The organism is Pseudomonas sp. zfem003 (assembly GCF_032621675.1).
Taxonomy (GTDB): Bacteria; Pseudomonadota; Gammaproteobacteria; order Pseudomonadales; family Pseudomonadaceae; genus Metapseudomonas; species Metapseudomonas otitidis.
In genome coordinates this window covers 330,537-342,563 of sequence record NZ_JAVYJG010000001.1, presented here as the reverse complement: position 1 = coordinate 342,563, position 12,027 = coordinate 330,537, and the positions used below count along the sequence as shown (strand labels likewise).

Annotated in this window: 10 protein-coding genes; all 10 read left to right on the top strand. The window is 68.9% G+C overall.

The window, feature by feature from the left end; all coding sequences use genetic code 11:
- Positions 1-39 precede the first annotated feature (39 nt).
- The 10 genes from RTK35_RS01540 (at position 40) to RTK35_RS01495 (ending at position 11,898) form a co-directional block, all read left to right on the top strand.
- The gene (locus tag RTK35_RS01540) at positions 40-1,878 is read left to right on the top strand and encodes an amidohydrolase (protein WP_160480315.1); all 1,839 of its coding nucleotides are present in this window, start codon (positions 40-42) and stop codon (positions 1,876-1,878) included.
- A gap of 187 nt (positions 1,879-2,065) precedes the next feature.
- Complete coding sequence (locus tag RTK35_RS01535) at positions 2,066-3,343, top strand: cystathionine gamma-synthase family protein (protein ID WP_316907197.1); 1,278 nt, start codon at positions 2,066-2,068, stop codon at positions 3,341-3,343.
- Between the two features lie 201 nt (positions 3,344-3,544).
- Positions 3,545-4,927, top strand: a complete 1,383-nt coding sequence (locus RTK35_RS01530; RefSeq protein WP_142009708.1) for an amino acid permease — start codon at positions 3,545-3,547, stop codon at positions 4,925-4,927.
- Between the two features lie 38 nt (positions 4,928-4,965).
- Positions 4,966-5,856 carry a LysR substrate-binding domain-containing protein gene (locus RTK35_RS01525; RefSeq protein ID WP_044403897.1) on the top strand — a complete coding sequence of 297 codons (891 nt, stop codon included), beginning with the start codon at positions 4,966-4,968 and terminating at the stop codon, positions 5,854-5,856.
- A 13-nt stretch (positions 5,857-5,869) separates the two neighbouring features.
- Entirely contained in the window at positions 5,870-7,240 is a 1,371-nt protein-coding gene (locus RTK35_RS01520; RefSeq protein WP_316907196.1) for a pyridoxal-phosphate dependent enzyme, read from the top strand.
- Between the two features lie 13 nt (positions 7,241-7,253).
- On the top strand, positions 7,254-7,691 hold the full coding sequence (locus RTK35_RS01515; protein ID WP_316907195.1) for an Lrp/AsnC family transcriptional regulator: 438 nt from the start codon (positions 7,254-7,256) through the stop codon (positions 7,689-7,691).
- Positions 7,692-7,909: 218 nt separating this feature from the next.
- Positions 7,910-8,953, top strand: coding sequence for a homoserine dehydrogenase (locus RTK35_RS01510; protein ID WP_160480308.1), 1,044 nt, complete (start codon positions 7,910-7,912; stop codon positions 8,951-8,953).
- A gap of 16 nt (positions 8,954-8,969) precedes the next feature.
- On the top strand, positions 8,970-10,388 hold the full coding sequence (locus tag RTK35_RS01505) for an aldehyde dehydrogenase family protein (protein WP_268195043.1): 1,419 nt from the start codon (positions 8,970-8,972) through the stop codon (positions 10,386-10,388).
- 91 nt (positions 10,389-10,479) lie between these two features.
- Entirely contained in the window at positions 10,480-10,833 is a 354-nt protein-coding gene (locus RTK35_RS01500) for a RidA family protein (protein ID WP_316907194.1), read from the top strand.
- 114 nt (positions 10,834-10,947) lie between these two features.
- Positions 10,948-11,898, top strand: coding sequence for a GlxA family transcriptional regulator (locus RTK35_RS01495; protein WP_236212353.1), 951 nt, complete (start codon positions 10,948-10,950; stop codon positions 11,896-11,898).
- The last annotated feature ends 129 nt before the right edge of the window (positions 11,899-12,027 follow it).

Here is a 12,027-nt window from a genome sequence, read left to right as displayed (position 1 = left end):
CTCCCGGTGTTCGCGGGCGAAGGCAAAGGAGCTTCCCCCATGCATCCCGATCTGATCCTCCACAACGGCCGGTTCCACACCGTGGACCGCGAGAAACCCACCGCCAGCGCCGTGGCCATCCGCGACGGGCGCTTCGTCGCGGTTGGCAGCGAAGCCGAGGTGATGCCCCTGCGCGGGCCCGCCACCCAGGTGGTCGACCTCAACCGCCGCACCGTCATCCCCGGGCTCAACGACTCCCACCTGCACCTGATCCGGGGCGGCCTCAACTACAACCTGGAGCTGCGCTGGGAGGGCGTGCCCTCGCTGGCCGATGCCCTGCGCATGCTCAAGGACCAGGCCGACCGCACGCCCTCGCCGCAGTGGGTGCGGGTGGTGGGCGGCTGGAACGAATTCCAGTTCGCCGAGCGGCGCATGCCGACCCTGGAGGAGATCAACCGCGCGGCGCCGGACACGCCGGTGTTCATCCTCCACCTCTACGATCGCGCGCTGCTCAACCGCGCGGCGTTGCGGGTGGTCGGCTACGACCGCAACACGCCCAACCCGCCTGGCGGCGAGATCGTCCGCGACGGCAACGGCGAACCCACCGGCATGCTCATCGCCCGGCCCAACGCGATGATCCTTTACGCCACCCTGGCCAAGGGGCCCAAGCTGCCGCTGGAGTACCAGGTCAACTCCACCCGCCAGTTCATGCGCGAGCTGAACCGCCTTGGCGTCACCAGCGCCATCGACGCCGGCGGCGGCTTCCAGAACTACCCGGACGACTACCAGGTGATCGAGCAACTGGCCCGCGACGGCCAGCTCACCGTGCGCATCGCCTACAACCTGTTCACCCAGAAACCGAAGGAAGAGCTGGACGACTTCAAGCGCTGGACCGGCTCGGTGAAGTACGGCCAGGGCAGCGACTTCTTCCGCCACAACGGCGCCGGGGAAATGCTGGTGTTCTCCGCCGCCGACTTCGAGGACTTCCTCGAACCGCGCCCGGACCTCGCCGCCAGCATGGAGGCCGAGCTGGAGCCGGTGGTGCGCCACCTGGTGGAACAGCGCTGGCCGTTCCGCCTGCACGCCACCTACGACGAGTCCATCTCGCGCATGCTCGACGTGTTCGAGAAGGTCGACCGTGACATCCCCTTCAATGGCCTGCCGTGGTTCTTTGACCACGCCGAAACCATCAGCCCGCGCAACATCGAACGGGTTCGGGCGCTGGGCGGCGGCATCGCCATCCAGGACCGCATGGCCTTCCAGGGCGAGTACTTCGTCGAGCGCTACGGCGCCCAGGCCGCCGAGAAGACCCCGCCGATCCAGCGCATGCTCGCCGAGGGCATCCCGGTGGGTGCCGGCACCGACGCCACCCGCGTCTCCAGCTACAACCCCTGGACCTCGCTGTACTGGCTGGTCAGCGGCAAGACCGTCGGCGGCCTGGCCCTCCAGCCCCAGGGCCTGCCCCGGGAAACCGCGCTGCAGCTGTTCACCCAGGGCAGTGCCTGGTTCTCCAGCGAGCAGGGCAAGAAGGGGCAGATCAAGGTGGGCCAGCTGGCGGACCTGGTGGCCCTCTCGGCGGACTTCTTCAGCATCGAGGAAGAGCAGATCAAGTGGCTGGAGTCGGTCCTCACCGTCGTCGACGGCAAGGTCGTGCACGCCGCCGCCGAGTTCGACCGCCTCGGCCCGCCGCAACTGCCGGTGCTGCCGGACTGGTCCCCGGTGGCCCGTGTTCCGGGCCACTGGCGGCCGGGCGCGCCGACGGTCGCCGCCGTGCACCAGTGCGCCGGCGCCTGCAGCGTCCACGCCCACAGCCACGAGCGGGCCCGCCAGTCGAAGGTGCCGGTGAGCGACTTCACCGCCTTCTGGGGTGCCTTCGGCTGCTCCTGCTTCGCCTTCTGAGGCCAGGACGCGCCTCCAGGCCCCGCCCTCGTGCGGGGCTTTTTCATTCCGGGGGGCGGGCGTGGAGCCATTAAAAAAAGCGGGTCTCAGGCCCGGATAACATCGTTTTTCAGGGGGTGGCCCATTCCCTATATTCGCCGGCACACAGCACTGCTGCTGACCTTGTCTAGCCGGATCGGGAATGGAAATGAGCAAGAACCTAGAAAGCCCCCGCGACGCCATCGCGGGTATCGGAACCCAGGTGGTGTGGGCGGGCGAGCAGGATGGCCACCCCTACAACGCCACCCAGACGCCCATCGTCTTCAGCGCCGCCTATGGCTACCAGGACGTCGACCACTGGTACGACGTCGCCTTGGGCAAGTGCGAAGGCTACATCTACAGCCGCATGGGCAACCCGACGGTGACCACCCTGGAGGCCAAGCTCTGCGAACTGGAGCAGGCGGAGTCGGCGGTCGCCTTCAGCAGCGGCATGGCCGCCATCAGCGCGGTGCTGCACACCTTCCTCTGCCAGGGCAAGCGCGTGGTCTCGACCCGCGACAGCTACGGCGGCACCAACAAGATCTTTGAAGAGTTCCTCCCGCGCATGGGCGTGGACGTGGTGCTCTGCGACACCCTCGACACCCAGGCCATTGAGGCGGAGATCGCCCGTGGCTGCGACCTGCTGTACCTGGAGACGCCCACCAACCCGACCCTGAAGGTGCTGGACATCCGCCGCCTGGTGGCAGCGGCCAAGCGCGTCGGCGCCCTGGTGGTGGCCGACAACACCTTCGCCACGCCGCTCAACCAGAACCCGCTGGCCCTGGGGGTGGACGTGGTGGTGCACAGCGCCACCAAGTTCCTCTCCGGCCACGGTGACGCCCTGGGTGGCATCGCCTGCGGCGCCGAGCACCTGATGGCCAGCGTCCGGCACTACCGCGAGATCAACGGTGCCGCGCTGGATGCCTTCTCCGCCTTCCTGATCATCCGCGGCATCAAGACCCTGGCCCTGCGTCTGCGCCAGCAGCAGCGCAGTGCCCAGGCCCTGGCCGAGTACCTGCTCACCGAGCCCCTGGTGGAGGCGGTGAACTACCCGGGCCTGCCCAGCCACCCTGGGCACGCCATCGCCCGTGGGCAGATGCGCGGCTTCGGCGCCATCGTCAGCTTCGTCCTGCGGGGCGGCATGGACACCGTGACCCGCCTGCTGCCACGCCTGCGCTACGCCCACCGGGCCGGCAACCTCGGCGCGGTGGAGACCATCTACGGCCCCGCGCGCACCACCAGCCACGTGGAGAACACCCTGGAGGAGCGCCTGGCCCTGGGCATCTCCGAAGGGCTGGTACGGGTTTCCGTCGGCATCGAGGAGACCGAGGACCTGCTGGCCGACCTGCAGCACGCATTCGCCGGCGTTCGCGCCGAACTCGCCGCCGTGGCACCTCGCCAGGGCGAACCTTCACTGACCGGATGTCGCACCGAGGTGGAACGCTGACATTCGCCCCACTCCTGGCCGGAGAGTCAGCGAGTCCTTCATGAAAAGGAATAACAAGAAAAACCTGACGGCAAACAGTTTGGTTCTGCCTTGAAGTTGTTCGCAGAAACGTCCTTGTCCGCACACTTTCATGAGATTCAACTTATGTCCCTACATACAACAAACGACAAAGCGACATCGGGGCCTGATTTCAAACAGGACATGCAGACCCGCCACATCGTCATGCTGGCGCTGGGCGGGGTGATAGGCACCGGCCTGTTCCTCACCTCCGGCTACACGGTCAACCAGGCGGGGCCGCTGGGCGCGGTCATCGCCTACGTCATCGGCGCGGTGATGGTGTACATGGTGATGATGTGCCTGGGCGAGCTGGCCGTGCACATGCCCGAGACCGGCTCGTTCAGCAGCTACGCCTCCCGCTACCTCGGAGCGGGCACCGGCTACACCGTGGCCTGGCTCTACTGGCTGACCTGGGCGGTGGCCATCGGCTCGGAGTTCACCGCCGCCGGCATCCTCATGGTGCGCTGGTTCCCGGACACCCCGGTGTGGATCTGGAGCGCGCTGTTCGCCCTGACCGTCTTCATCAGCAACGTGGTGTCGGTGCGGCTGTTCGCCGAGACCGAGTTCTGGCTGTCGCTGGTCAAGGTGCTGGCCGTGCTGGCCTTCCTGGTGGTCGGTGCCGGCGCCATCTTCGGTGTCTTCGAGACCCGCCACGTGCAGAGCGCGGGCCTGGCCAACTTCACCCGCGAAGGGCTGTTCCCCACCGGTTTCTGGTCCATCGCCATGACCCTGCTGGCGGTCGCGTTCGCCTTCTCCGGTACCGAGCTGATCGGCATCGCCGCGGGCGAGACCCGCGACCCCAAGCGCAACGTACCGAAGGCGATCCGCACCACCGTGGTTCGCCTGGCGCTGTTCTTCGTCGGCACCATCTTCGTCCTGGCGACGTTGCTGCCCCGGGAGCAGGCCGGCCTGGTGGAGAGCCCCTTCGTCACGGTGTTCGAGTCCATCGGCATTCCCTACTCGGCGGACATCATGAACTTCGTGATCATCAGCGCGCTGCTCTCGGCCGCCAACTCCGGGCTCTACGCCGCCTCGCGGATGCTCTGGACCCTCAGCGACCAGGGCCACATGCCCAAGCGCTTCGCCACCCTCAGCCGCATGGGCACGCCGTTCAACGCCATCGTCGTGAGCATGGCCGGCAGCATCGCCTCGCTGCTCAGCAGCGTGTTCGCGCCGGACACGGTCTACCTCGCCCTGGTGTCCATCTCCGGCCTGGCCGTGGTGGTGGTGTGGATGAGCATCGCCGCCAGCCAGATGGCCTTCCGGCGCCACTACCTGGCCAACGGCGGCCGGCTGGAGGACCTGGGCTTCCGCGTGCGTGGCTACCCCTGGGTGCCGCTGGGCGCGTTGTTGTGCTGTGCCCTGGCGTGCATCGGGATTGCCTTTGATCCGGCCCAGCGAGTTGCGCTCTACTTCGGCGTGCCGTTCATTGCCTGGTGCTACTTCGTCTACTGGGTGACCTGCAAGCTGCGCGAACGGCGCCAGGCTTCGCCCGTGGCCCCGGCAAGGGTACCGGGGGCGGCCTGAACCACGCCTTCCCATTGCGCCGTCCCGAGGTCCCGACCATGCACCCGAAAGCCCTGCCTCCCCTGAACTGGCTGCGCGCCTTCGAAGTCTCGGCGCGGTACCTCAACTTCACCCACGCGGCGGAGGAGCTGCACCTCACCCAGGGGGCGGTCAGCCAGCAAATCCGGCAGCTGGAAAGCCACCTCGGGGTGGCGCTGTTCAAGCGCCTGCCCCGGGGCCTCGGGCTGACCGAGGAAGGCCAGTCCTACCTGCCGGTGGTGCAGGACGCCATCACCCGGCTGGCGGTGGGCACCAACGAGATATTCGGCCAGCACAAGCGCCGGCCGATCAAGGTCCGTGGCAGCCTGTCGTTCCTGCACTTCTGGCTGGCGCCCCGGCTGGCGGACTTCCGCCGCGCCCACCCGCAACTGGACATCCGCTACATCAGCAACCTCTGGGTGAAGGAGCTGGACGGCGAGGACGACGTGGAGATCCGCTGGGGCCACGGCCAATGGCCGGGGCTGGTCTCCCAGCGGCTGACCTGGGACACGCTGTTCCCGGTGTGCGCGCCGGAGCTGCTGGCCCAGGGCCCGCTGCGCGAGCCGCGCGACGTGGCCCGCCACCCGCTGCTGCACGTGCTGGGCTACGAGGAGGGCTGGGGCTACTGGTTGCAGCGCGCCGGCGCCGATGACGTCGACTACGCCACCGGCCCGCAGTTCGACACCCTGGTGTCGACCCTGCGCCTGGCCGAGCTGGGGCAGGGCATCGCCCTGGCGCGTTCCTCCATGGTCGAGGACCTGCTGCGCGAAGGGCGCCTGGTGGAGCTGTTCGACTGCCGCATCGAGGCCAGCGAGTCCTTCTACCTGGTCAGCGGCTCCGGCACCGACCTGCATCCGGACGCCCAGGCCTTCGCCACCTGGCTGGTGGCCCAGGCCCACCGTTCCACCTGAGCTTGGAGTGAACATGCATTACGTGAGTACCCGCAGCGCCTCGGTGCGCGCGGATTTCCGCAGCGTCGTGCTGTCGGGGCTGGCCCCTGACGGCGGCCTGTTCGTGCCGGCCAGCCTGCCGGTGTTCAGCGTGCAGGAGATCGCCACCTGGTCCTGGCTGCCCTTCGAGGAGCTGGCCTGGCGGGTGATCGCCCCCTTCGTCGGCCAGGCCATCGCCGAGGACGACCTGCGCGGGCTGCTCAAGGCCTGCTACCAGGGTTTCGGCCACCGCGCCATCGCTCCCTTGCGCCAGGTGGACCGCAACGAATGGGTGCTCGAGCTGTTCCATGGACCCACCCGCTCTTCGAAGGATTTCGCTGCCCAGCTGCACGCGCGCCTGGCCCGTCACTTCCTCGAATGGGAAGGGCGTGAAGCCCTGGTGCTCGGCGCCACCAACGGCGACACCGGCCTGGCGGCGGTTGCCGCCTTCGGCGAGTGCCCGCGCAGCCGGGTGGTGATGCTCTATCCCGAGCAGGGCGTGCCAGGCGATCGCCTGGTGGCGTTGCAGGCGGCCGAGTCCGCGCGGGTTCAGGGCATCGCCGTGGCGGGCAGTTTCGACGACTGCCAGCGCCTGGTGTCGCGGCTCTTCAGCCAATGGCCCAGCGAGCACCTGGCCATCGGCTTCAACTCCTCCAACTGGGTCGGCGTGCTGGCGCAGATCGTCTTCTACTTCCACGCTGCGCTGCAGTTGGGCGGCGGCCAGCGACCCATCGGCTTCAGCATTCCTGCCGCCAGCTTCGCCGAGGTCTATGCCGGTTACGTGGCGCAGAAGATGGGCTTGCCGGTGAACCAGATCATTGTCTCCACCAACCGCAACGATGCCTTGCACCAGTTCATCCACCGCAACCGCTACGGCACCTGCGAGGCCCGCTCGACGCTGTCGCCGGCCATGGATTTCTCGGTGTTCTCCAACGTCGAGCGGCTGGTCTGGGAGCTCTACGACCATGACGACCAGGCCGTGCGCCGGTTGATGGAGCACCTGGAGGCGAGCGGCGAACTGAGCATCGCCAACGCACCCTGGCTGCAGGCACGGATGCTGATCGACTCCTACGCCGTGGATGACGCCCAGACCGAGGCGGAGATCGTCGCGCTGTTCCGCGACACCGGCCTGTCCATTGACCCGCACACCGCCACCGGCGTCCTGGCCGCGCGGCTTTACCGGCGCAGCGTGGTGACCCCGATGGTCACCCTCGGCCAGATCGCGCCTGAGAAGTCCGCCGCGCTGCTGGCCCGCCTGGGCGCCTGGCCGGCACCGCTGCCGGCTCGCGCGGCGCCGCGCGCCCACGCCCGCTGCCATGCCCGCACGGACCTGGAGGGCCTGCGCCAGGCCCTGGCCAGGGCCTGAGGACGCGACCGCGATGAAGCGCGTCCTCGACCCGCTGGACGAGCGGATACTGGCCGAGCTGACCGCCAACGCGCGGATCGCCCACGCCGAGCTGGGCACCAAGGTGAACCTGTCGCGCAACGCGGTGCGCCAGCGCATCGAGCGCCTGGAGCGGGACGGGGTCATCCAGGGCTACACCCTCAAGGTGGGCGAGGGGCGGCGTGCAGCGGCACTGATCAGCGCAGTGATCTTCGTCTACCGCCACGACCGCATGCGCGGTGAAGAGGTGCTGCGGGACCTGCGGGCCATTCCCGAGGTGACCCAGTGCGACGTGATGAGTGGCGAGTTCGACCTGATGCTGCGGGTCGAGGCCGCTACGCCGGATCGCGTCCATGGCGTCTGGCGGCAGATCGCCGGGATCCCCGGCGTGGCCAATACCGTCACCTCGTTCGTGCTTTCCGCCGTCATCTGACCCCCCTCGCTCCACGACCCGGGCCCCGGCACGCCACACGTGCCGGGGCCTTTTCGTCTGCGCCTGGTGCACGCCGCCGCGGCACCAGGGGGCGGGCCGTGGGGCCGCTCCGGCACTGGGCAGAACGCCCAATGAATACAGCAGATTGGCCTATTCAACTGCCACAGGCCGGCTCTTAGGCTGACCCCATCGAGCAAACGCCGGATTGGAGGCACCTGATGACCGAATACAAGATCGCCCTCGTGGGCTTTGGTGGAGTGAACCGTGGCCTGGCCCGCCTGGTGGCCGAGCGCAACGGGGCCTGGCAGCGCGAGCTGGGCTTCAGCCTGAAGATCGTCGGGGTCACCGACCTGTTCCTCGGCTCCATCATCGACCGCAACGGCCTCGACGCCGCCCAGCTGGCCAACCTGCCCGCCACCCAGGGGGCGCTGGCCAGCCTGCCGGGCGGCACCGCTGAGGCCTTCAACGAGGCCGTGATCAAGCAGTCCGGCGCGGACCTGATCGCCGAGGCCACCTTCACCAACCCGGTGGACGGCGAACCCGCCACCACCTTCTGCCGCTGGGCCCTGGAGAGCGGCAAGCACGTGGTCACCACCAACAAGGGGCCGATTGCCCTGCATGGCGCCGAGCTCAAGGCCCTGGCCAAGCGCAACGGCGTGGCCTTCGAGTACGAGGGCGCGGTGATGAGCGGCACCCCGGTGATCCGCATGGCACGACAGACCCTGGCGGGAGCCGGCATGGTCGGCTTCGAGGGCATCCTCAACGGCACCTCCAACTACGTGCTGACCCGCATGGAGGAAGGCCTCGGCTTCGACGAGGCGGTGGCCAAGGCCCAGGCACTGGGTTACGCCGAAGCCGACCCGACGGCGGACGTGGAAGGCCACGACGTGCGCCTGAAGGTGGTGATCCTCGCCAACGAGCTGCTGGATGCCCACCTCTCGGTGAGCGACGTCGCCTGCAGCGGCATCAGCGCCCTGACCCCGGCGGACCTGGCCCAGGCCCGGGAGGAGGGGGCTCGCTGGAAGCTCATCGGCTCTGCCCAGCGCCAGGCCGATGGCTCGGTGGCTGCGCGGGTGGAGGCCCGCAAGCTGGATCTCGGCCACCCGCTGGCCGGGATCAGCGGCGCCACCAACGCGGTGGCCTTCAACACCGAACTGCTGGGCGCGGTCACCGTATCCGGACCGGGTGCCGGCCGTATCGAGACCGCCTTCGCGCTGCTCTCCGACATCGTCGCCCTCCATGCCACCCACGGCCGTCCGTAAGCCCAGGAGCCTGCCCATGACCGTTTCGTCCCTGGCCTTGGCCACCGCTGTCGAGCCCTCCGGCATCGACGTCCACAACCCCTTCGACGGCAGCCTTGTCGGCAGCGTGCCCTGCCTGGGCGCCGCCGATGTGCCGGCCCTGCTGGCCAGTGCCCGTGAGGGTGTGCGCCAGTGCGCGGCGCTGCCCCGGCACCGTCGCGCCGCCATCCTGGAGGAGGCCGCCCGCCGGGTGGAACAGGAGGCCGCCGCCTTCGCCGCGCTGATCGTCGCCGAGGCCGGCAAGACCCTGCGCCAGGCCCAGAAGGAGGTGAAGCGCTGCATCAACACCCTCAAGCTTTCCGCCGAGGAGGCGCGGCGCAATGCCGGCGAGGTGGTGCCCTTCGAATCCTACGAGGGCTCCGAGTCCCGCCAGGGCTGGTTCACCCGTGAACCCCTGGGGCTGATCGTCGCCATCACCCCCTACAACGACCCGCTCAACCTGGTGGCGCACAAGCTCGGGCCGGCCATCGCCGGGGGCAATGGCGTGCTGCTCAAGCCGTCCGAACTGGCTCCGCTGTCGGCCTGCAAGCTGGTGGATTGCCTGCGCCAAGCGGGCCTGCCGGAGGCCGTGGTGACCATCGCCACTGGCGGTGCGGAACTGGGCAAGGCGCTGACCTCGGCCCGGGAGGTGCGGATGATTTCCTTCACCGGTGGTTTCGTCACCGGCGAGCACATCGCCCGCAACGCCGGCCTCAAGAAGCTGGCGATGGACCTGGGCGGCAACGCACCGGTCCTGGTGCTGGACGATTGCGAGCTGGAAGCCACCGTCGAATCCTGTGTCTCCGGTGCGTTCTGGGCCGCCGGGCAGAACTGCATCGGCACCCAGCGCCTTCTGGTGCAGGCCTCGATCTACGCCGAGTTCCGCGAGCGCTTCGTCGCCCGTACCCGCGCGCTGGTGGTGGGTGACCCGGCCCGTGCCGAGAGCGACATGGGCCCGATGATCACCGAGCAGGCCGCCCGTGCCACCGAACAGGTGGTGGCCGAGGCCCTCGCCGAAGGAGCGACCCTGCTGTGCGGCCAACGCCGCGAGGGCGCGCTGTATCACCCCACGGTGCTGGAAGGGGTGGACCATCGCAGCCGCCTGTGGCGCCAGGAAGTGTTCGCGCCCGTGGTGGTGCTGGAGCCTTTCGAGACCCTGGAGGAGGCCGTTGCACTGGCCAACGAACCGGAGTACAGCCTGCACGCCGGCATCTTCACCCGCGACCTGCGTCGCGCCCTCTGGGCGGCCCGGCGCATCGAGGCCGGCGGCGTGATGATCAACGACTCCTCCGACTACCGCTTCGACGCCATGCCCTTCGGCGGCTTCAAGTACGGCAGCCTGGGCCGCGAGGGCGTGCGTTTCGCCTACGAGGACATGACGCAGCCCAAGGTGGTCTGCATCAACGACCTCAACTGAACCGTCAGGTGACGACCCTTTGCGGTCGTCCTTTGCACCGGACGACGCCGCTCGCCGCGTCGCCCGGTGCGTTTTTTTCAGGGAGCCTTGCATGATCACGCGATTCCACGAGGGCCCGCGCATGGCCCAGGCCGTTGCCTACGGGCCGTTCTTCGAGACGGCGGGCATCTGTGCCGACGACCCGACGCTGGACATCCGCGCCCAGGCGCGCCAGGCCCTGGCGCACATCGACGCCTTGCTGGCGGAGGGCGGCCTCGGTCGCCGGGACCTGGTGCGGGTGCAGGCCTGGCTGGCCGACTACCGCGACTTCGAAGCCTTCAACGAGGTCTATGACGCCTGGCTGGCGGCAGGTCCGAAGCCGGTCCGTGCCTGCGTGGGCAGTGCGCTGGGCGGCTACGCGGTGGAGGTCCAGGTGCTGGCCTATCGACAGTCGCCCGGCGCCTAGCGGGGGGCGTGCCGTGACGCAGGGCACGGCGCGGTCACACCGGGGGAGGCCGGCAACACAAGGGGCAGGTATGCTTTCGCTCCTTGTGTTGCACACGCTCCCCCCGAAAAGAACATGAAGAATGTCGCCGTCCTCGTGTACCCCGACGTGCTGATGCTGGATGTCTCCGGCCCGGTCGAGGTGTTCTCCATCGCCAACCGCTACCTGCCGCCCGAGCAGCAGTACCGGGTGTTCACCGTCAGCACCCGCGAGGCCATCGTGCGGGCCTCCAACGGCATGCGCCTGGTGGCGGACCACCTGCTGGACGATGCGCCTCGCGAGCTGGACCTGCTGCTGGTCCCCGGTGGTCCCGGCGCCTACAACTTCGACCAGCCGGAGATGCTGCCCTGGCTGCGCGAAACCGTGGCGCGCACGCCCCGGCATGGCTCCATCTGCACCGGTGCGTTCATCCTCGGTGAAGCCGGGCTGCTGGACGAGCGTCGCGTCACCACCCACTGGAACTACACCGAACGCCTGGCGCGGCGCTTCCCCCGGGCCCAGGTCGAGGTGGACCGGATCTACCTGCAGGACGGGGAGCTGGTGACCTCCGGCGGCATCACCGCCGGCATCGACATGGCCCTGGCGATCCTCGCCGACGACCACGGCCGCAAGATCGCCGTGGACGTGGCCAAGGTGCTGCTGGTGGCCATGAAGCGCCAGGGCGGCCAGGCCCAGTTCAGCCCGCTGCTGGCAGAGGTGGCGCGGGAGGACACCCCCATCGCCCGTGCCCAGCGCCATGTGCTGGAACACCTGGCGGAAGACCTCAACGTCGAGACGCTGGCCGGGGTCGCCGGGCTCAGCAGCCGCCACTTCGCCCGGTTGTTCACCCGCGAGGTGGGCATGACCCCCACCGCGTTCATCCACGACGCGCGCATCGACCACGCCCGGCACCTGTTGGAAAGCACCGACCTGCCGCTCAAGACCATCGCCTTCCGCAGTGGCTTCGGCAGCGTGCGCTGCATGCGCGAGCTGTTCACCGAACGCCTCGGGCTCACTCCCGCGCAGTACCGCCACCAGTTCGGCTAGTGGCCTCACCCGGGGCATGTCCGAATTACGCCCCTCGTTGTCCGCCTGGCTCCCCATGGTTTCGTTTTCGCCCGCAGGGCCGAGCGGCATCATGGCTTCCACGATTGCGCGCCGCCCTCCATCCCTTCC

Bases quoted from the DNA above. Each gene is read 5' to 3' on its own strand.
- RTK35_RS01540 (WP_160480315.1), top strand. From the start codon at position 40: ATGCATCCCGATCTGATCCTCCACAACGGCCGGTTCCACACCGTGGAC.
- RTK35_RS01535 (WP_316907197.1), top strand. From the start codon at position 2,066: ATGAGCAAGAACCTAGAAAGCCCCCGCGACGCCATCGCGGGTATCGGA.
- RTK35_RS01530 (WP_142009708.1), top strand. From the start codon at position 3,545: ATGCAGACCCGCCACATCGTCATGCTGGCGCTGGGCGGGGTGATAGGC.
- RTK35_RS01525 (WP_044403897.1), top strand. From the start codon at position 4,966: ATGCACCCGAAAGCCCTGCCTCCCCTGAACTGGCTGCGCGCCTTCGAA.
- RTK35_RS01520 (WP_316907196.1), top strand. From the start codon at position 5,870: ATGCATTACGTGAGTACCCGCAGCGCCTCGGTGCGCGCGGATTTCCGC.
- RTK35_RS01515 (WP_316907195.1), top strand. From the start codon at position 7,254: ATGAAGCGCGTCCTCGACCCGCTGGACGAGCGGATACTGGCCGAGCTG.
- RTK35_RS01510 (WP_160480308.1), top strand. From the start codon at position 7,910: ATGACCGAATACAAGATCGCCCTCGTGGGCTTTGGTGGAGTGAACCGT.
- RTK35_RS01505 (WP_268195043.1), top strand. From the start codon at position 8,970: ATGACCGTTTCGTCCCTGGCCTTGGCCACCGCTGTCGAGCCCTCCGGC.
- RTK35_RS01500 (WP_316907194.1), top strand. From the start codon at position 10,480: ATGATCACGCGATTCCACGAGGGCCCGCGCATGGCCCAGGCCGTTGCC.
- RTK35_RS01495 (WP_236212353.1), top strand. From the start codon at position 10,948: ATGAAGAATGTCGCCGTCCTCGTGTACCCCGACGTGCTGATGCTGGAT.